This is a genomic window from Bradyrhizobium sp. RD5-C2 (assembly GCF_019972155.1).
Lineage (GTDB): Bacteria > Pseudomonadota > Alphaproteobacteria > Rhizobiales > Xanthobacteraceae > Bradyrhizobium.
The window spans coordinates 253,169-272,556 of record NZ_BOVL01000010.1 but is presented as its reverse complement, the minus strand read 5'-3'; the positions used below and the strand labels follow the sequence as shown (position 1 = coordinate 272,556).

The 19,388-nt window shown below is 62.5% G+C and carries 14 protein-coding genes and 2 pseudogenes; 2 read left to right on the top strand and 14 right to left on the bottom strand.

The annotated features are described in order from the left end of the window. Positions 1-38 precede the first annotated feature (38 nt). The 4 genes from BraRD5C2_RS11955 to BraRD5C2_RS11940 form a co-directional block, all read right to left on the bottom strand. A complete protein-coding gene (locus BraRD5C2_RS11955) occupies positions 39-1,010 on the bottom strand; it encodes an HAD family hydrolase (protein ID WP_223968518.1) in 972 nt (323 codons plus the stop codon). 112 nt (positions 1,011-1,122) lie between these two features. Continuing rightward, positions 1,123-2,742 (bottom strand): arylsulfatase, encoded by a 1,620-nt coding sequence (locus BraRD5C2_RS11950; protein ID WP_374707985.1) that lies wholly within the window; start codon positions 2,740-2,742, stop codon positions 1,123-1,125. Between the two features lie 86 nt (positions 2,743-2,828). Continuing rightward, on the bottom strand, positions 2,829-3,803 hold the full coding sequence (locus tag BraRD5C2_RS11945) for a formylglycine-generating enzyme family protein (RefSeq protein ID WP_223968514.1): 975 nt from the start codon (positions 3,801-3,803) through the stop codon (positions 2,829-2,831). Between the two features lie 125 nt (positions 3,804-3,928). Continuing rightward, positions 3,929-4,174: a hypothetical protein gene (locus BraRD5C2_RS11940; protein WP_223968512.1), complete on the bottom strand. Its 246-nt coding sequence runs from the start codon at positions 4,172-4,174 to the stop codon at positions 3,929-3,931. Positions 4,175-4,894: 720 nt separating this feature from the next. Here BraRD5C2_RS11940 and BraRD5C2_RS11935 point away from each other — a divergent pair. Continuing rightward, positions 4,895-6,604 (top strand): tetratricopeptide repeat protein, encoded by a 1,710-nt coding sequence (locus BraRD5C2_RS11935; protein WP_223968510.1) that lies wholly within the window; start codon positions 4,895-4,897, stop codon positions 6,602-6,604. A 330-nt stretch (positions 6,605-6,934) separates the two neighbouring features. Here the strand turns inward: BraRD5C2_RS11935 and BraRD5C2_RS39645 are convergent, their stop codons facing one another. After that, the gene (locus BraRD5C2_RS39645) at positions 6,935-7,063 is read right to left on the bottom strand and encodes an autotransporter outer membrane beta-barrel domain-containing protein (RefSeq protein ID WP_223968826.1); all 129 of its coding nucleotides are present in this window, start codon (positions 7,061-7,063) and stop codon (positions 6,935-6,937) included. A gap of 1,697 nt (positions 7,064-8,760) precedes the next feature. Between BraRD5C2_RS39645 and BraRD5C2_RS11925 the strand changes: the two are divergent. Next, positions 8,761-8,895 (top strand): annotated as a pseudogene (locus BraRD5C2_RS11925) (ABC transporter substrate-binding protein); the annotation flags it as partial. A gap of 314 nt (positions 8,896-9,209) precedes the next feature. On the opposite strand, the gene BraRD5C2_RS11920 reads toward BraRD5C2_RS11925, so the two are convergent. The 9 genes and pseudogenes from BraRD5C2_RS11920 to fba all read right to left on the bottom strand — a co-directional run bounded on the left by BraRD5C2_RS11920 (position 9,210) and on the right by fba (position 19,375). Further along, entirely contained in the window at positions 9,210-10,043 is an 834-nt protein-coding gene (locus tag BraRD5C2_RS11920; RefSeq protein WP_223968508.1) for an inositol monophosphatase family protein, read from the bottom strand. Positions 10,044-10,100: 57 nt separating this feature from the next. After that, entirely contained in the window at positions 10,101-11,291 is a 1,191-nt protein-coding gene (gene mmsB / locus BraRD5C2_RS11915) for a multiple monosaccharide ABC transporter permease (RefSeq protein WP_223968507.1), read from the bottom strand. Beyond that, the gene (gene mmsA / locus BraRD5C2_RS11910) at positions 11,288-12,868 is read right to left on the bottom strand and encodes a multiple monosaccharide ABC transporter ATP-binding protein (protein ID WP_223968505.1); all 1,581 of its coding nucleotides are present in this window, start codon (positions 12,866-12,868) and stop codon (positions 11,288-11,290) included. Before mmsA ends, mmsB begins: the two co-directional genes overlap by 4 nt. Positions 12,869-12,926: 58 nt before the next feature. Then, positions 12,927-14,000, bottom strand: coding sequence for a multiple monosaccharide ABC transporter substrate-binding protein (gene chvE, locus BraRD5C2_RS11905; protein ID WP_223968503.1), 1,074 nt, complete (start codon positions 13,998-14,000; stop codon positions 12,927-12,929). 603 nt (positions 14,001-14,603) lie between these two features. Beyond that, positions 14,604-15,321: pseudogene (locus BraRD5C2_RS11900) on the bottom strand (HAD family hydrolase). Continuing rightward, positions 15,321-16,247, bottom strand: a complete 927-nt coding sequence (gene cbbX, locus BraRD5C2_RS11895) for a CbbX protein (protein WP_223968501.1) — start codon at positions 16,245-16,247, stop codon at positions 15,321-15,323. Before cbbX ends, BraRD5C2_RS11900 begins: the two are co-directional and overlap by 1 nt. Positions 16,248-16,356: 109 nt before the next feature. After that, positions 16,357-16,782 (bottom strand): ribulose bisphosphate carboxylase small subunit, encoded by a 426-nt coding sequence (locus BraRD5C2_RS11890; RefSeq protein WP_223968499.1) that lies wholly within the window; start codon positions 16,780-16,782, stop codon positions 16,357-16,359. Between the two features lie 12 nt (positions 16,783-16,794). Further along, entirely contained in the window at positions 16,795-18,258 is a 1,464-nt protein-coding gene (locus BraRD5C2_RS11885) for a form I ribulose bisphosphate carboxylase large subunit (protein ID WP_173641928.1), read from the bottom strand. 34 nt (positions 18,259-18,292) lie between these two features. Next, positions 18,293-19,375 carry a class II fructose-bisphosphate aldolase gene (gene fba / locus BraRD5C2_RS11880; protein WP_223968496.1) on the bottom strand — a complete coding sequence of 361 codons (1,083 nt, stop codon included), beginning with the start codon at positions 19,373-19,375 and terminating at the stop codon, positions 18,293-18,295. Positions 19,376-19,388: the final 13 nt, after the last annotated feature.

Here is a 19,388-nt window from a genome sequence, read left to right as displayed (position 1 = left end):
TTTGCTTCCCTGTAGCTCTTACAACCAATGTCTCCGGCTTACTGGAAGGCAAATATCCGCTTCCAATCGTCCTTCATGCTGACAACGGTCCAGCCATTGGCGCTCGCGGCGTCGAGGCCCTTGTCGAGCTTGCCGAAGGGCGACTTGCGGTCGTACGCGTATTCGCGCTCAGCATCCGTGTGATGCACGATCAGGCCGAAGCGGCGGTCGCGCGCGGCCGTGGTCCATTGCAGCATCTGGAAATCGCCGTCGGAATTGCCAAAGGCCGCGATCGGGCGCCGGCCGATATGAGAGTTGATGCCGACCGGCTTGCCGGGACCGTCATCGACCAGATCGATCGTCGGCAGGCGAACCAGGACCGGGCCGTCCTTGTCGATCTTGAACTGCGTCTTGATGCTCGATCCGACGACCTGCTCGGGTGGAATGCCGTAGACACGTTCACTCCACGGCCGCATGAACTCGATGCCGCCGCCCGAGACGATGAACGTCTTGAATCCGTTGGCTCGGAGATATACGAGCACTTCCAGCATTGGCTGGTAGACGAGATCGGTGTAGGGCCAGTTGAACTTCGGATGACGCGCCGTCTTGATCCAGTCGCTGGCGATCCGCTCGAACTCGGATGTTGTCATACCGGCGTGGGTCGCCATGACGAGCTCAACCAGGCCCTTCTCGCCGGCCTTGGCAAGCGTTGCGATATCCTTGTCGAGAACGGCTTTGAAGGGTTGCTTCTGCTTCCATTCCGGATGCTTGGCGGACAAGGTCTTGACCCGGTCCAGCACAAACGCGAGTTGCACATACATCGGCTGCTCGCACCAGAGCGTGCCGTCATTGTCGAAGGTCGCGATACGCTCCGACGCGGGGACAAAGTCCGGCGCGCCCTCCTTCGTCACCGCCGAGACAAAGTCGAGGATCGACTTCTTCGGCTGGCCGTCGTTCCAGGACGGGAGAGGATCGCTCTGGGCCCGCGCGGACCGGCCGAAGACCGTCAGCGTAGCCGCCGACACCAGCATACTTGTAAGGATCGTACGGCGATCAACAGAGCTTCCCTTCACAGGCCCTTGTCCTCATCCGTTCACGACTGCGGAACGGCCCCGCGATCCAGGGCCGTTCCGTAGATCCAGTTCAGTTCCCGTTGGGCAGACCGATGGAAAAGCCTTCCTTCGCGAGCGCGTCCCTGAAGAACTGGAAACGTTCGTACTGTTGAATCGTGATCGGTCCCGAGTAGGACTCGCTCTGAATCTTTCGTGGCGGATATTTCACATAGGTCTTCATCAGATCCTTGATCGAGTCACTAATCGTGACCATGATCCAGGTGCGTTCCGTGTAATTGTTCATGAAGATATCGTAGCGCTCCTGCGGGTCCTGCCAGAGATCGAAGACCTGCGGAACGGTTGCCACATAGGCCTCCGCTCCCTTCCAGCCGAGATTGCTGTCAACCGCGAGACCGCCTGTCTTGGCGCCGTCATCGCCGCGCAGGTTGAACACCGCCTTGTAGTTGCCGACGCGCGCGGCACCGGGCGTGAGCTCAGACTCGGTAAAGTAGAACCAGTTCTTGCGTTCCGACTTTCCGGTCCCGAACAGGATCGAGGACATGTCGATGCTGTCGAAGATGATGGGCTTACCTTCGCGGTCGTTCTCCGGCAGCTTCACGCCGGCGAGCTTCGCGAACGTCGCCATGTAATCGAGGCCGCCGACGATGTCGGAGTTCTTCGTACCGGCCTTGATCCCCGGCCCCCATGCGATGGAGGGGACACGGTTGCCGCCTTCGCGAACCGTACCCTTGGTGCCGCGGAACGGCGTATAGCCCGCATCCGGATAGACATCCTGCCAGGCGCCGTTGTCGGTGGTCCAGAACACATAGGTGTTCTTGTCGAGCCCGAGCGACCGCACCTTGTCCATGATACGACCGATCCGGGTGTCGTTCTCCACGATTGAATCGGCGTACTTGCTCTTCGACATCGACTTGCCCTGGAATTCGGGCGCCGGCATGTTGGGCTGGTGCACTTTCATGAAGTTGATGCTCATGAAGAACGGGCCTGACGACTTGTTACGATCGAGATATTCGAGCGAGGCCTTCTCGACATAGTCGTCGAAGAAGGGGATGCCGACCACGCCCTTGTCCGGCGTGTTGACGTACTGGCCGTTGATCTTGAAGTCCTCCTTCGCCTTCTCGCCTGCGTTGCCGGACAACGCGCCTTTGGTGACCTTCGTGAACATTGCCCTGAGTTCGGGGTCCATGTCGGGAAACCAGGTCGGGTCGGCGTAGGTGTAGGCGTTGAGATGATAGAGTCCGCAATACTTCATCTCGTCATAGCCCTGGGCATTCGGGATCGCGTAATCGTCCTCGCCGAGATGCCATTTGCCGGTGAAGAACGTCTTGTAGCCGCCGGTCTTCAAAACCGAGGCCAGTGTCCATTCCGCGGCGGGAAGGCCGCCACCCTGGCCCTGGAACGCCACGGTGGTCATGCCGCTGCGGTTCGGAATGCGACCGGTCTGCACTGCCGCACGTCCGGGCGTGCAGCTCGGCTGCGCATAGAATGACATGAACTGCAGTCCTTCGGACGCCAGGCGATCAATGCTCGGCGTCGGCATGCCGCGATTTTCGCCGCCACCGTAAGGCCCGGAATCACCGTAACCGAAGTCATCCGACAGGATCAGGATGATGTTCGGCTTTGCTCCTCCCGCAGAGGACGACGGCTGCGGGGTGGTCGCCTGCGCTTGCGCAGATTGGACGGGTGCCATGGCCGAGAAGGCGGCAATGGTAGCAAGCGAGCTGGAGGCCGCGAGCAGTTTGCGGCGGCTGACGTCTTTTGTCGTCTTCTCAGTCATCACCTTCTCCCTGGACGTGTCACACAACGAAATCCAAGATGGCTGGTTGACGTGTCGATCGGCTCGGCATGGCGCGCAGCCGGCCGGTACCGCCGACAATAGTTTGGCGCGCAGAGATGCGAGCCGCCCTTGATCACCTTGCGCGGGATCCGGCTGAGCGGCAGCGACGGATCGTGACTGTCATGCTCGACGCCGCCCCGCGGGTTCTGCGGAATGCAACAGGCCTTCTTTGCGTCGGCGGAATGCTTCGGCGCCCACCAATCGCTGGTCCACTCCCAGACATTGCCGATCATGTCGAACACGCCGTAGCCGTTCGGCGGATAGGTCCTGACAGGCGAGGTCCGCGCATGGCCGTCCTCGCACCGGTTCTCGAACGGAAAGTGACCTTGCCACGTATTGGCTTGATGCACGCCGCCCGGTACGAATTCATCGCCCCAGGCATACTCAGCGCCGTCGAGGCCGCCGCGCGCGGCAAACTCCCACTCTGCTTCCGTCGGCAGATCCTTGCCGGCCCATAGCGCATAGGCGAGTGCGTCGGCGTGGGTGACATGCACGACGGGATGATCGTCCAGCGACTTGATGTTGCTTTTCGGGCCATAGGGATGGCGCCAGTTCGAACCTTTGAGCAGCGTCCACCACTGGCTGTAGTCACGCAGATCGACGGGATGGTCCGGCGGCGTGAAGGTGAGTGACCCCGCGTAGATCATGTGCGGCAGCGCATCCGGATAGTCCTTCGGGTCCGGAGCGACCTCTGCGAACGTGACATAGCCGGTGGCGCGCACGAACGCCTTGAATTGTCGGTTCGTCACCGGCGTGCGGTCGATCCAGAACCCGTCGACGCTCACCCTGTGCGACGGAGCTTCCTCCGGATAATGCCGGTCCGATCCCATCCGAAACGTGCCGCCGGGAACGAAAATGCTGCCGGAGGCGAGAGTTTCGTCTACGTTCGCGACCGTTCTCTGCGCGATATTCACGAACCTTGCCTCCACTTCTTCGTTGTGGCGATCTCATGCGCCAAGGCTTCGTTGGGTTTGTTGTCGTGGACTGCCGGCGGAACTTGGATCACGGCCGACCTACCGACCCAAGGCTTTCCTGCCGACTATGGCCCGTTCAAATGCGCCAAGACCTCCTCCTCCAATTCGCCAACCAGACGTTCATAATCGGCGGCCCTTGGGCCGGCTTCGGGATCGTTCTGCCTGGCAGCCTGTTGCCAGCGCCGCAGCGCTTTCATCGCCTCGTCATAATCCGCACACACCGCTCGAAACTGCGCGTCGCGATTGAAGCAGCGGCGAATGTCCAGTTCGCGCCGCGGGAAGCGTGCCACTATCGAGCGAATTACCTCCATGGCATGTCCATGGCTTGAATTCGTATGTCATCCCCGAGCAGCATCGTTTTAGGAGCGGCCTCGTCAAGGTACGAACATGTTCGCACTCCGCGCTACCTGCGCCTGACACGGGTGGGCGACGAATGCCGCGAACAAGCGCCGCACCACGCGCAGCCGCGCTGCAACTGGTCTTCATTCGCGTTTGCGCGAATAAGTAACGACTACTTCCGGTAAGCGCGCACACCAGGGCCAACCATGTGAATGATCTGGCTGGGTTGCGATCTCACCTCGAGATCTGTCTGGACTGGATCGTCGTTTTCAAGCTCGGACCTCGTTCAAACGGAAGCCCCGTGCGGATCACAAACGATGGCGTGCGAACACCGTGTCGAAAGGCCGCAGGATGGCTCGACTTCGCAAAATTCGCATCAAACCTGCAAGAATCCGATATGCAGTTTGTGCCAGCAACACCGGCGCGCCGAACAAAAATGCCGACGCGCAGAGGATCTTGGAAGAAGGCTGGGTGTTGAAGCATTGCCTCGCGCCCGCTGATGCAACAGCAACACATCATCAGCAACACATCCCTCGGATAACGGAACTCGCTTACGCGTTGCAATCGCGACCCGGAGCACTTACTTTCTTTGACGTAATCGTGAGCTCGTTGGCTCGATGCGTAATCCGTCTCTCTCGTCTGCGCAGGGGAAGCCTTCTGCCGGTTCAGTCGGTCGGGAAGGAAGCATCGTGTTGCCGGCGGACGTGTCCGCCGAGTTGGAGCGCATCCTCTCGAACCTGCGATTCCAGGCAAGCGAACGACGTCGCGCATTTCTTCGCTTCATTGTCGATGAGACGCTTGCGGGCCGGGGCGAGAGCTTGAAAGGCTACACAATTGCGTTAGCCGTGTTTCGTCGCGACGACTCTTTTGATCCGCAGGCCGATCCCGTCGTACGTCTTGAAGCCCGGCGACTACGCCGCGATCTCGACAGCTACTATATGGACGCGGGCCGTGACGATCCGATACGGATCTCGATTCCAAAGGGCTCGTATGTTCCCAATTTCGAATGGCACCACGCACAAGTTGCCGCTGCGCCGCCCCGCGAAACGATCTTGGACATTCAGGGTCAATCGACGCCGGCTGCCGCGAAGACGACTTCCGCGATCGGCAGGCTCCGCTTGCGCCGCAATACGCTGATCGCTGCGATCCTGGCGACCGTCCTGGCAACATCGATATGGCTCGGAACAAGGCCGCCGCCTGCCACGCCGCCGCGCGAGCCGGCGGTCCTGGTCCTGCCGTTCGAGGCGCTGAGCTCCGGGGAGAATGCTCGCTATTTTGCCACCGGCATCGGTCAGGAGCTGATCGGCAATCTGTTTCGCTTCGCGGGCTTTCGGCTCTACATGTCGCAAGCAGGATCGGGCCAGCCATCAAGCGAAGAGACTCTGCAACTCGGTCGTGGGCTCGGCCTCTCTTATATCGTCAAGGGAAGCGTACAAATGAGTGCTGATGAAGTGCGGGTCATCACGACCGTCCTGAACGCAACGAGTGGCGAGATCGTCTGGGCGCGGACGCTTGCCCGGTCGTTCGATCCTCGCTCTCTCGCCGACGCCCAGCGCGAGCTCGCAAATCAGATCGCAATCGCCGTCGGCCAGTCTTCTGGCGTGGTCAAGAACGATGTCGGCAGCACGCCGCCGCAAAACATGGACAGCTATGCCTGCGTGCTGCGCGCTTTCGGCTACCGGCGCACCTTCGCGCGTGCGGGTTTCGATCCGGTTCTGCAATGCCTCGAGCAAACTGTACGGCGCGATCCGGAGTATAGTGATGCCTGGGCCATGCTCGGGTGGTTACATGTCGACGCAGGCCGCCTGGGTTATCTTGGCGACGGCACCGAACAAAGCGAATACGCGAAGGCTCTCGCTGCCGCGGATCGCGCAGTGAATCTTCAACCGAACAACTCGCTTGCAGTCAAGGCGCTGGCCGCGGTCTATCATTTCACAGGACGATACGCCGAGAGTGATCGCCTCAGCCGTCAAGCGATCGATCTCAACCCGAACGATCCCGACGTGTTCGCTCAGTTCGGCTGGCGGCTTGCCATCCGCGGCAATTTCGCGGAAGGAGTTCCGATGCTCCAGCGCGCGATCAGGCGGACCGTCAATCCTCCCGGCTGGTACTTTCATATGATCGCGATCGACCATCTCTTCAGGCGTGAGTATCAGGACATGCTCAGCGTCGGCGAGAAGGCTGCTTTCCGCGATTCCGGCTTCAGCCAATTGTTGATTGCGGTAGCGAACGGCGAGTTGGGGCATCGCGACGCCACGCAGGCCGCGCTGGAGAAGATGTTACAATACAAACCACTGGCTGACGATCCCGCTGGCTTCTTGCGTCGCAACGGCGCCGCCGATCAGGTTGTTGACGCTCTGATGGCAGGCTTACACAAAGCCCAGGCCCTCGTCGCAAACTGACGTTCCCCACCGCGACCGGCTGCTCAGCCTGGCACTTGGCAACGGGCGCCAACCGATGGCCCGAGACCGATCTTCTGGCTGTTGGAGCTTTGCGGCTGGCGCGCAATTGCGCGACGCGCTCGGCACATGCATTTCAGCTCTCGGAGGCCATGCCGCCCCACGTTTCTCACTTGCCGCATCTGCGCTTGGAATAGACCGCCCGCAGCGCGGCGTTCCATAGGTTTGCGGTAACCATGGTGGCGTCGCTCGGTAGGCGGCCTTGCGTCTGAGGTCCGCGCGAATGCGAGGACCGATCCGTCATGACCGGCATTTCGCTCTCGCGCCCCTCTTCTACCAGTTGACGCGCAGTCCGGCCTTTCCGCTGTACGAGAACCCGCCACCGTCGAAGCGGCTCTGATAGGAAGCGCTGGCATAAAGCGTCGTGGTGGTGGTGACCTGTCCGCTGATGCCAGCATTGATCTCGCCCCACAGGCCGCCCAGGCTGGCTACGCTTCGTCCGTCGGCGAATCAGAGGCGGGCATCAGTGCCATCGCGCTCGCCATTCCGGGCGGCAGCCCATTCTCAGCAGCCTCAATCTGATCTTCTTCTCATCGTCTATGACTCCTGAGGTTGCCGCCCAAAGGTATCTACCCGGTATGAAGACCGCAGAGATCGAACGCCGGTGGTCCGCTGCAAACGAGGCCCGCGGTAAGGTCTCTTGAACACGGACTCGACGACTCGTGAGCGAGCGAGAGCGGCGGCGCGCTTGACCTTGGTCAATTGCGCCCGAAAGCGGACATTCCAGCTTTCTGAGCAAAGGTCGGCTATGCTGGATGGTCGGACCCTGGTTGGCCGGATCAGGTCTATCTCGGTGCGCCGCGAACGTTCGAACTGTCGGCATAGGCGAACTTGTGAGTGTGGGAAGACGCGTGCAACTGAGCATTCCCAGCAGGCATTCCAAGACAAAGTTTCCGTGTACGCATTATGGGGCCAGTCTTGAGTCCACAGCTCCGCCCTTTCCCTCCCTCCGGTCTGACTTCCGGCTGGCCACTGACGAAGTGGAGCCCATCATGTTGACGGACTAGGTACTCGCTTCCCTTTGGCATCCGCCCACCGCATTGTCCCTGCAGTGCCTCCTGAGAGCTTTTTTGGGCGCCCTCGCAGATCATCATGTCGGTGCGGGTGGTCATCCCGTTGACAACATGTCCTGCCTCTCGACCCCACCCGGGTTGCCGGGTTACCGCTTGGTCGCAGGTCGCAATGGGCACAGCGTTGCCTGCACTTTTGTTTCCGTTCGCGCGAAGGCGTGTGGCGTCCGGCTCGCCTCTGCGTTTTGAGAGTGCAGTGCTCTGCGGTCATCATCGGCGGGGCGAAGAACTTCGCTTTCCGGCGACGGGGCCATGGCCGATCTCGACCCGTCGCTACTCTCACGCTAGCTGCCAAAGGTGTGTTGATGGCGCCGGGACCTCCGAGCGGACAGTCCTCGTCCACACCAATGCCAAGCAGGCGTGGTGGTGACGTCAGCGCTCGCGCGCCGAACCGTTGCTCAGATAGTCCCGGGTGAGCGTCTGACTTGAAGTCGACGTTTCCTCGGTATAATTGGAACCTAATGCAGCGTTATCCGAAGTCGAATTGGCCCTCGCACTGGCGGTGCGGGGGCTTCGTCTTTTTGGAGGTGGGTCGACCACGGAGAGCGGTCTGTTTGAGCTGCTGCTGGCGTCCTGTTCGCATAGGGAGGCGTTAGGGCTTTCCGATGGTAGGGTAGCCTCCCCCTCGGAATAGCGCTTCTGAGCGCCGACCGCCGACGAGGAAAAGGCCTTCCAGCGAGCGAGGCGCGCCTTGTACTCATCGATTGTAAACGTCGCCGCCGTTCCTAGCCGGGCTCGCAGGGCCCAGGTCGCCTCGCCCCTCCGCCAGCCGACCAGCACCGAGTCGGGGCTGGCGCCGGCCGAGATCAGCACCCGGGCAGCGACCAGGAAAGGCTGCCGGCTCAGACACAGACACGTGCCATCCGCAAGTTCGGCTCGGTAACGGCCGTGGCGGCCTACCGCGACCAAGAAAATATCGATCCGGCATGTGTTTTTCGGTGAGCCAGCCCCGAAAATTCCGCTTAGGTTACAATTTCGTCCCTTAAGCCGGTGAGCCGGCTTAAGTAATTGATCCGTCTTAGTGTGCCTGTTCTGCCCGGGATCAGGATCAACACCAGCGCAACGGACTTCCGTCCGATCGAGCAGTCGCAGCTGATGCGGTTCGAAGGCGAGAGCTGGAAGCTGTTCGGCAACATCATCACCGGCGAGGTCGGCAGCGAATAGTGCCTCTGTGCACACTGTTCGATGAGAAGCGGGACGAGACGCAAAGCTCGGGCGGATCACGTCGCGAGAACGCGGATCCGAGTTCACGGGTCTTACATCAAGTTCAGTGTCGTCCTGGCGAAAGCCAGGACGACCTGTGGAAGGAGCCGTGCGTGCATGCTCTCCGATGTCATGCACGCGAATGTGTACATCAGATACGCCGCAGCCCCTCCGCTCAAGCATTGACGCCTCTGGAATACTGGATCACCCGCTTGCGCGGGTGATGACACCGAACAAGCTGTTTGACAGTTGAATCGGAACTCGCACACCCGCCTCTACCCGGACGGCGTCAGGATCGCCTGCTGTACCGCATGCCAGCTCGCTTCGTCGGGCGCGCAGAGCAAGCCGCCGGTCAGATTGACCGGCTTGTATGGCGATCCGTCGAAATGCGCGCTGTAGCCACCGGCCTCGCGATGCAATAGCCAGCCCGCGGCGTGATCCCACGGCATCAGCTTGTTGTAGAACAGGAGATGGCAATGGCCGGACGCCGCCATGCGGTATTCATGCGCGGCGCATCGGAGCCATGCGCTGGCGCCAAGCCTGGACAGATTGCCGGCGACAGTTGCGCGCAGCGGCTCGGGCAGGAAGTTGACGCCGACCACCGCGTCCATCTGCTTGACCGGCACCGCCGGGGCGACCTTCAAATCATGCCGCCGGCCATCCGGCATCTCGAGCCACGCTCCCTCGCCGCGCAGCGCGAACGCGGTGTCGTTGCTGACGGGATCATGGATCGCGCCGAGCACGATCTCGCCGCGCATCGTGGCGGCCACCATGGAGCCGAACAGCGGCAGGCTCGAGGTGAAGTTCCGCGTGCCGTCGATCGGATCGATGATGAAGGCGAGCTCCGCGGTCCCAACCAGATCGAGCGCGGCCGGATCGCGTGCCGTGCCTTCCTCGCCGATCACGACTGCATTCGGAAACGCCCGGAGCAGCGCCGCCGAGATCGCCTGCTCGGCAAGTTCGTCGGCCTCGGTCACCACGTCGAATGCCGACGTCTTGGTTCGGACCTCGATCTCCCGGACGCGGCGGAACCGCGGCATGATCTCGGTGCGGCCGACTTCGGCGAGGATGTTTCCGATGTTCAGTGCATCGGCATGGGACAGTTTCACGCGGCATTCTCCTGCGTTGCACCGCCATCCTATCGCAGGATCATGACCGCGCGGCAGTCAGCGGCGCTGGTTGTAGACATCGATGCAGACGGCACCCAGCAGCACGAGGCCCTTGATCACCTGCTGATAATCGATGCCGATGCCGAGGATCGACATGCCGTTGTTCATCACGCCCATGATCATGGCGCCGACCACCGCGCCGCCGACCCGGCCGACGCCGCCATAGGCCGAGGCGCCACCGATGAAGCAGGCGGCGATCACGTCGAGCTCGAAGCCGAGGCCTGCCTTCGGCGTCGCAGTGTTGAGCCGGGCTGCGAACACCAGCCCGGCAAGCGCCGCCAGCACGCCCATGTTGACGAAGGTGAAGAAGGTCAGCCGCTCGGTCTTGACGCCCGACAGCTTCGCGGCCTTGGCGTTGCCACCAACCGCATAGATCTGCCGGCCGATCACGGTCCGCCGCGTGACGAAACCGTACAGCGCGATCAGCACCGTCATGATGACGAGCACGTTCGGCAGGCCGCGATGCGAGGCGATCAGATAGGTGAAGTAGAGCACCGCGCCCGCCAGCGCGATGTTCTTGGCGATGAAGAACGCGTAGGGTTCGACCTCGATGCCGTGCGACTGCTCGCGCGCCCGGCTCTTGGCGCTCGCCAGCACCAGCGCGAACGCCAGCACGACGCCGATCAGGAGCGAAGTCGGATAGAGCGTGCCGGCACCCGGAAACAGCTCGGGGATGAAGCCCGACGACAGTTTCTGGAAGGTCGGCGGAAACGGCCCCACCGACCGGCCCTGCAGCACCGCGAGCGCAAGGCCCTTGAACACCAGCATGCCCGCCAGCGTCACGATGAAGGACGGAATCTTGAAATAGGCGACCCAGTAGCCCTGCGCCGCGCCGATCGCGGCACCGACCAGAAGACAGACGATGAAGGCGGTCGGATAGTCGACATGGTAGGTCACCATCAGCACCGCCGCGACCGCGCCGATGAATCCCGCGACCGAGCCGACCGACAGGTCGATATGCCCGGTGACGATCACGAGCAGCATGCCGAGCGCCATGATCACGATATAGCTGTTCTGCAGCACGAGGTTAGTGAGATTGACCGGCTGCAACAGCGTGCCGTCGGTGACGATCTCGAAGAACAGCATGATCGCGAGCAGCGACAGCAGCATGCCGTAGTTGCGCAGATTGTTCTTGATGAAGCCGGAATGCTTCGGAGTCTCGGGAAGTGATACCGTCTTGTCGGTCATTGTGCTCCGCCTCCCGCCCGCGCCTCACTGGCAGGGGCGCCGTTCCCGGACATCCTGACATTGCGCATGATGGCGCGCATGATCTTCTCCTGCGTCGCGTCGCCTTTCGCGAACTCGCCGACAAAGGCGCCGTCATTCATCACGCAGATCCGGTCGCAGATGCCGAGCAATTCCGGCATTTCCGACGAGATCACCACGACGCCTTTGCCGGCGTCCGCGAGCTCGTTGATGATACAATAAATCTCGTATTTTGCCCCGACGTCGATGCCGCGGGTCGGCTCGTCCAGCAGCAGCACCTGTGGATCGGTCATCAGCCATTTCGACAGCACGACCTTCTGCTGGTTGCCGCCCGAGAGCTGTCCGGCCTCCTGATAGACGTCGGAACAGCGGATCCGCATCCGGTTGCGATAATCGCTCGCGGCCTTCAGCTCGACGACATCGTCGATCACGCCGCGATCCGACACCTGGCGAAGGCTCGCCAGCGTCACGTTCTTGCGGACGTCGTCGGCGAGGATCAACCCGAGCTGCTTGCGGTCCTCGGTGACATAGGCGAGGCCGGCCTGGATCGCAGCCGGCACGCCGGCGAGGTTCGCCTCACGTCCGTCAAGGCTGATCCTGCCGGAGATATTGTAGCCCCAGGCCTTGCCGAACAGGCTCATGGCGAACTCGGTGCGGCCGGCGCCCATCAGGCCGGCGATGCCGACCACCTCGCCGCGGCGCACCCTGAAATCGACGTTCTTGATCACCTGCCGGGCGGTATGCAGCGGGTGATACACCGACCAGTTCTCGACCGTCATCACGGGATCGCCGATCTCGACGTTTCGCTCCGGGAAGCGATGCGCGAGATCGCGGTTGACCATGCTGCGGATGATGCGGTCCTCGTCGACCTGCTCGGTCCGGCAATCGATGCTGTCGACGGTGCGGCCGTCGCGCAGCACCGTGATCCGGTCGGCGACGCGCGCGACTTCGTTCAGCTTGTGCGAGATCAGGATCGAGGCGATGCCCTGCTCGCGGAACACCAGCAGCCGGTCCAGCAGCGCAGCACTGTCGGCCTCGTTGAGGCTCGCGGTCGGCTCGTCCAGGATCAGGAGGCGCACCTTCTTCGATAACGCCTTGGCGATCTCGACGAGTTGCTGCTTGCCGACGCCGAGGTCGGTGATCAGCGTATCCGGCGATTCCCGCAGGCCGACCTGCGCCAGCAGTTCGGACGTCCGCCGGTACACCGCATTGCGGTCCACCACCCCGAACCGCGACGGCGCGCGCGACAGAAAGATGTTCTCGGCGATCGACATCAGCGGGATCAGCGCCAGCTCCTGGTGGATGATGATGATCCCCAGCGCCTCGGAGTCGTTAATGTCGCGGAAGCGGCGCTCCTCACCGTCGAACAGGATCGCCCCTTCGTAGCTGCCGGCGGGATAGACCCCGCTCAGCACCTTCATCAGGGTCGACTTGCCCGCACCATTCTCGCCGACCAGCGCATGGATCTGCCCGGCTTCCACGGTGAGGCTGACGTCGCGCAATGCCTGCACGCCGGCAAAGCTCTTGCTGACGCCACGCATCTCAAGCATCGCCGTCATCGCATCATGTCCCGCAACGTCACTCGGCCTCGGCGCTATCAGTCCCGTTCACCTGCCCCTAGTCGAATTGCGAGCGCTTGTAGTAGCCGCTGTCAATCAGGACTTTCTCCCAATTGGTCTTATCCACCACGACTGGCTTGAGCAGATAGGACGGAACCACCTTGACCCCGTTGTTGTAGGTCTTGGTGTCGTTGACGGTGACCTCCTTCTTGCTCAGCACGGCATCGACCATGTCGGCCGTGACCTTGGCGAGATCGCGGGTGTCCTTGAAGATGGTCGAGTATTGCTCGCCGCGCAGCATCGCCTTGATCGAGGGCACTTCGGCGTCCTGACCGCTGACGAACGGCATCGGCTGGTCCTTGCTGCCGTAGCCGACCCCCTTCAGCGAGGAGATGATGCCGATCGACAGGCCGTCATAGGGCGACAGCACCGCGTCGACGCGCTTCTTGCCGTAGAAGGCGCTGAGCAGATTGTCCATCCGCGCCTGCGCGGTGGCGCCGTCCCAGCGCAAGGTCGCGACCTTGCCCATGCCCGTCTGGCCGCTCGCGACCACGAGCTTGCCGCTGTCGATATACGGCTTCAGCACCGACATCGCGCCGTCGTAGAAGAAATAGGCATTGTTGTCGTCGGGCGAGCCGCCGAACAGCTCGATGTTGAATGGCCCTTTGCCGTCCTTCAGCCCGAGCGCATTCACGAGCGAGCTCGCCTGCAGCACGCCGACCTGGAAATTGTCGAAGGTCGCGTAATAGTCGACATTGGGGGTATCCCGGATCAGGCGATCATAGGCGATCACCGTGATGCCTTGCGCCTTGGCCTGCTTCAGCGCATCGGACAGCGTGGTGCCGTCAATCGCCGCAATGACCAGCACCTTGGCGCCCTTGGTCACCATGTTCTCGACCTGAGAGAGCTGGTTCGGGATATCGTCGTCGGCATATTGCAGGTCGGTGCCGTAGCCGCGTTCCTTCAGTACCTTGACGATGTTGTTGCCGTCGTCAATCCAGCGCGCCGAGGATTTGGTCGGCATCGCGATCCCGACGGTCGGCTTGGCCTGGGCCATGGCGTCGCGATCGGACACCGTCGCGGCAACGCCGGCCAGTGCGAGCGCGAACAAGGTGGTCTTCAATTTGAACATGCTTCACTCCCTAGGTTTTTTTGAGTTGGGGTACCGTTGCCGTGGACAGCGTCAATCGACGGCTATCATTCGTGGGCTGGCCGCAAATCTACGGCGATATCGGATCGGCGTCGGGGCCATCACGAACCGAAATTGCGGAATGTCGATTGAACCCGTCAACAGCGCCAATGTCCGCACGACCAGTCGATCCTGCAATGCCGGGTTCATCCGCGAGTCAAGTCGTGCGACTGACGAGGCGCAGAGATGACGTGGAGGATCATGAAGCGCCCATCTCCCGGAATCGTCCGCGAGCGCCGGTCTCCGCCAGAACTTCTGGCGGTGCGGCACTTTGCTTCTGGCAACCTTTGGTGGACGTCGTCCCACCATATGGGTGCAAGCGCCAACTGGTCATTTATTTAAGCATCCGAATAAATTGACCGGAGAGCGGCGGATCATAGGGCGTTGTCTCCCGAAATTGTTGGCAAAGCCCACAGACCGCTGGGGTGCGGCAGGGCTTCTCGCAACCTTTGGTGAGATTGTGCCTCTACTATGCGATGGACGCAAGTACCATTTATTTCACTGCATAAATAAATTAATCGAACTGCCGCGTGGCAGCGGCGGCCTTCAGGCGTCGATCTGCGAGAGATCGTCAACAACCAGCAACGCTCCGGCGAAATCGTCGTCGCTGAAATAGGTGCTGCGGGTGATGACCACGGGGATGCCCGCCTGAGCGGCGGCGGCGAGGCCGTTGCCGGAATCCTCGACCGCGATGCAATCCGCCGGTCCGAGCCCGAGCCGCGCCAGCACCTCGACATAGACATCGGGGGCCGGCTTCTTGCGCGGCACATCATCCCCGGCGACAACAGCCTCGAACAGATCGGCCCAGTCCAGCCCCAGCGCGACCGACAGCAGCGCATCGATATTGCCATGCGACGTCGTCGTGGCGATCGCCAGGCGCTGGCCGCGGCTACGCGCGCCCAGCGAGCCAGGCCCTCACGCCCGGCCGCAACGGGCAGCCGCCCGCCGCAATCAGCGCGGCGTAGCGCTTGGTCTTGATCCCCTGCAGGTCGGCAATGTCGGCGAAGGTCAGCGACGGAACCGCGTTTCGCTGATCGAAGGCGCGGATGCGCTCCTTGCCTCCGGCGACCCGAAGCAGCCGCGCGTAGGCGACCTGGTCCCAGAACCAATCGAGGCCGGCCTCGGCGAACGCCTCATTGAAGGCGCGGCGGTGCACCTCCTCAGTTTCGGCGAGCGTGCCGTCGACATCGAAGATCAAGGCGCGGGCGCCCGCAATGATGTCGCGCATCCCGGCGCTCCGGATCGCTGCGAGCGCCTGGTTCATCACCCCTCGCCCGCCGCGCCGGTCGCTTTCGCGAACACGCGGCTGGCAAGCACGTCGCCGGCCTCGATCGACATCACGTCGTCGGCCGTGAGCGTGCGGTCGAGCTTGGCCACGATCCGGTTGGCCTGGCGCAGCCGGATGCGGTCGAGCGCGTTGCGGATCGAGCGTGCATTGGAAAACAGCGGCTGTTCCTTGCGGATGCCGATGTACCGGGTGAAGGCCTCGCGTGCTTTCGGGGAGAAACGATAATTCTGCTGCTGCAACATCAGCTCGGCGATCCAGAGCAGTTCGCCGTCGGAATAGTCCGGGAAGTCGATGTGATGCGCGATGCGGGAGCGGAACCCCGGATTGCTCTGGAAGAACTTCTCCATGCGGTCGCCGTAGCCGGCCAGGATCACCACCAGATCCTCACGCTGCGCTTCCATGATCTGCAGCAGGATCTCGATCGCCTCCTGCCCGTAGTCGCGCTCGTTCTCGGGGCGGTACAGGTAATAGGCCTCGTCGATGAACAGCACGCCGCCCATCGCCTTCTTCAAGATCTCTTTCGTTTTCGGCGCGGTGTGGCCGATATATTGCCCGACAAGGTCATCGCGCGTGACGCTGATGACGTGGCCGCGGCGCACGAACCCGAGCTTGTGCAGGATGCCGGCCATCCGCAGCGCGACCGTGGTCTTGCCGGTACCGGGATTGCCGGTGAACGACATGTGCAGGGTCGGGAATGTCGTTGCCAGCGCCATCTTCTGCCTGATGCGTTCGACCAGCAGCAGCGAGGCGATCTCCCGGATGCGGGTCTTCACCGGCTTCAGGCCGATCAATTCGGAATCGAGCTGGTCGAGCACGTTACCTATGCCGAGGTCGGCGAATTCATGCCGGAGGTCGATGGTCTCGGGCGGCGTCTCGTGGATTTGTTCTTGCGCTTGGGTCATCATCCTCTCGCTTCGAAAAGGCTCCGTCGCCGCGGCGGCGACGACGGAGAAGTGCATCCGGACCAGACGGTCGAGGGAGCAATCCGCCTGGCTTACAAGCCGGACGCGGTCACTGATCGGCGTAGCGCTCGCCCTCGGGGCGACCAGCCGCATAGGAATGCGTCGCGTAACGCAGGTTGCGTCCGGTGCCTTCCGCACGATCGAGCCGGAAGCCGGGTTCCTCGCGCGGCCGGTTGACGATGAAGGACAGCCGCACCGACTCCCAGCCATGGCCGGAATCGAAGCCGGAGATCCGGATGTAGCGGTCGCCATAGACCCGCCGGCAATCGGCGAGCTCCTTCATGATGCCGGCCGCGTCGCGCAGGTCGAACATCGGCAGGCCCCACATGTCCCAGTAGGTGTTGCGGGGATGCGGGTCGTCGGTGAACTCGATGTTCACCGCCCAGCCCTTGTCGAGGCAGTATTGCACCTGCGCGGCGATCTGCTCATCGGTGAGATCGGGCAGGAAAGAAAAGCAACCTTGGGTCACGCGCATGAGAAACTCCTGTCAGACCGCCATGCTCGGCGTGGGAACGAAATCGGGGGCGTCGGTCGACTCATAGTTGAAGGTGACGTCCTTCCAGACGTCGAGCGCCTCGCGCAGCGGCGTGCAGGTCTGCGCCGCCTTGGCCAGGATCTCCGGCCCCTCATGGACGTAGTCGCGTCCCTCGTTGCGGGCGAGGATCATGGCTTCCAGCGCGACGCGGTTGGCGGTGGCGCCGGCCTGGATGCCGCGGGGGTGGCCGATCGTGCCGCCGCCGAATTGCAGCACGACGTCCTCGCCGAGCAGGTCGAGCAGCTGGTGCATCTGGCCGGCATGAATGCCGCCGGAGGCCACCGGCATCAGCTTGTTGAGGCTCGCCCAGTTCTGGTCGAAGAACACGCCGTGCTCGAGCTGCATCGGGTTGAAGTCCTCGCGGCAGATATCGTAGTAGCCGCGCGTGGTGTTCGGATCGCCCTCGAGCTTGCCGACCACCGTGCCGGCATGGATGTGGTCGACACCGGCCAATCGCATCCATTTCGCGATCACGCGGAACGAGACGCCATGGCTGCGCTGCCGCGTGTAGGTCGAATGGCCTGCCCGATGCAGATGCAGAATCATGTTGTTCCTGCGCGCCCACTTCGCCATCGACTGGATCGCGGTGTAGCCGATCACAAGGTCGATCATGACGATGTTGGAACCGAGCTCATGGGCGAACTCGGCGCGCTCGTACATGTCCTCCATGGTCGCCGCGGTGACGTTGAGATAAGTGCCCTTGATCTCGCCGGTCGCGGCCTGCGCGCGGTTGACCGCCTCCATGCAGTACAGGAAGCGCTCGCGCCAGTGCATGAAGGGCTGCGAGTTGATGTTCTCGTCGTCCTTGGTGAAGTCGAGCCCGCCTTTCAGCGCTTCATAGACGACGCGACCATAGTTGCGGCCGGACAGGCCGAGCTTCGGCTTCACGGTGGCGCCGAGCAAGGGACGGCCAAACTTGTCGAGCCGCTCGCGCTCCACCACGATGCCGGTCGCCGGGCCCTGGAACGTCTTCACATAGGCGATCGGCAGCCGCATGTCCTCGAGGCGTAGCGCCTTCAGCGGCTTGAAGCCGAACACGTTGCCGATGATCGAGGCGGTCAGGTTCGAGATCGAGCCTGGCTCGAACAGGTCGAGATCATAGGCGATATAGGCGAAGTAGCTGCCGGGCGAGTTCGGCACCGGATCGACGCGATAGCACTTCGCCCGGTACTTCTCTGCGGCGGTCAGCCGATCGGTCCACACCACGGTCCAGGTCGCAGTCGAGGATTCGCCCGCCACCGCCGCACAGGCTTCGGTCGGATCGACGCCGTCCTGCGGCGTGACGCGGAACAAGGCGATGACGTCGGTGTCCTTGGGCTCGTAGTTCGGCTCCCAATAGCCCATCCGCTTGTATTCCATCACGCCGGACTTGTAGCGATCCTTGCCACGCACCGTGATCGACTGCTGTATGTTCATCTCAATCTCCTTGTCGTCGTTCGCCGCCATTTGCTCAGGCGGCCTGGGTGATCTTTCCAATCTGCGGATCGAGTGCACCGGCGCGATAGCGTCGGGCCATCTCCGGCAGTGCAACCACCTTGATCCGGGCGGCATTGCCGGCCGTGCCGAACTGCTCGAAGCGGTCACGGCAGAGTTCGCGCAGCGCATCCATCGCCGGCTTGAGGAATTTGCGCGGATCGAACTCGCTCTTCGACTGCACGGCGACCTTGCGGAACGCCGCGGCCATAGCCAGCCGGCAATCGGTGTCGATGTTAACCTTGCGCACGCCGTGCTTGATGCCGCGGACGATCTCCTCGACCGGCACGCCCCAGGTCTGCGGCATCTCGCCGCCGAACTGGTTGAACATGTCCTGCAGCGGTTGCGGCACCGAGGACGAGCCGTGCATCACCAGATGCGTGTTCGGCAGCCGCGCATGGATATCCTCGACCACGCGCATCGCCAGGATCTCGCCGTCGGGCCGCCGCGTGAACTTGTAGGCGCCGTGCGAGGTGCCCATCGCGATCGCGAGCGCATCGACCTTGGTGGCGCGGACGAAATCAACCGCCTGGTCCGGGTCGGTGAGCAGCTGATCGTGGCTGATCTTTCCTTCGACGCCGTGACCATCCTCCTGCTCGCCGCCGCCATGTTCGAGCGAGCCGAGCACGCCGAGCTCGCCTTCGACCGACGCGCCGACCCAGTGCGCCATGTCGACCACCCGGCGGGTGATATCGACATTGTAGTCGTAGTCGGCCGCGGTCTTGGCGTCGGCCTTGAGCGAGCCGTCCATCATGACGGAAGTGAAGCCGTAGCGGATCGCGGTGGCGCAGGTCGCCTCCTCGTTGCCGTGATCGAGATGCAGGCAGAGCGGGATCTGCGGATACATCTCCTCCAGCGCATCGATCATCTTCGCCAGCATGATGTCGTTGGCGTAGGACCGCGCGCCGCGCGAGGCCTGGATGATGACAGGCGCATCGCAGGAAGCCGCGGCCTCCATGATGGCGAGGCCCTGCTCCATGTTGTTGATGTTGAAGGCCGGCACGCCGTAGCCGCGTTCGGCGGCGTGGTCCAGCAATTGCCTCAGTGTGATCCGCGCCATGTTGGCGTCCTCC

Excerpts from the sequence above, each read along its gene's own strand:
- BraRD5C2_RS11955 (WP_223968518.1), bottom strand. The coding sequence starts at position 1,010 with ATGCTGGTGTCGGCGGCTACGCTGACGGTCTTCGGCCGGTCCGCGCGG.
- BraRD5C2_RS11950 (WP_374707985.1), bottom strand. The coding sequence starts at position 2,742 with ATGGCACCCGTCCAATCTGCGCAAGCGCAGGCGACCACCCCGCAGCCG.
- BraRD5C2_RS11940 (WP_223968512.1), bottom strand. The coding sequence starts at position 4,174 with ATGGAGGTAATTCGCTCGATAGTGGCACGCTTCCCGCGGCGCGAACTG.
- mmsB (WP_223968507.1), bottom strand. The coding sequence starts at position 11,291 with ATGACCGACAAGACGGTATCACTTCCCGAGACTCCGAAGCATTCCGGC.
- mmsA (WP_223968505.1), bottom strand. The coding sequence starts at position 12,868 with ATGACGGCGATGCTTGAGATGCGTGGCGTCAGCAAGAGCTTTGCCGGC.
- chvE (WP_223968503.1), bottom strand. The coding sequence starts at position 14,000 with ATGTTCAAATTGAAGACCACCTTGTTCGCGCTCGCACTGGCCGGCGTT.
- cbbX (WP_223968501.1), bottom strand. The coding sequence starts at position 16,247 with ATGACCCAAGCGCAAGAACAAATCCACGAGACGCCGCCCGAGACCATC.
- BraRD5C2_RS11890 (WP_223968499.1), bottom strand. The coding sequence starts at position 16,782 with ATGCGCGTGACCCAAGGTTGCTTTTCTTTCCTGCCCGATCTCACCGAT.
- BraRD5C2_RS11885 (WP_173641928.1), bottom strand. The coding sequence starts at position 18,258 with ATGAACATACAGCAGTCGATCACGGTGCGTGGCAAGGATCGCTACAAG.
- fba (WP_223968496.1), bottom strand. The coding sequence starts at position 19,375 with ATGGCGCGGATCACACTGAGGCAATTGCTGGACCACGCCGCCGAACGC.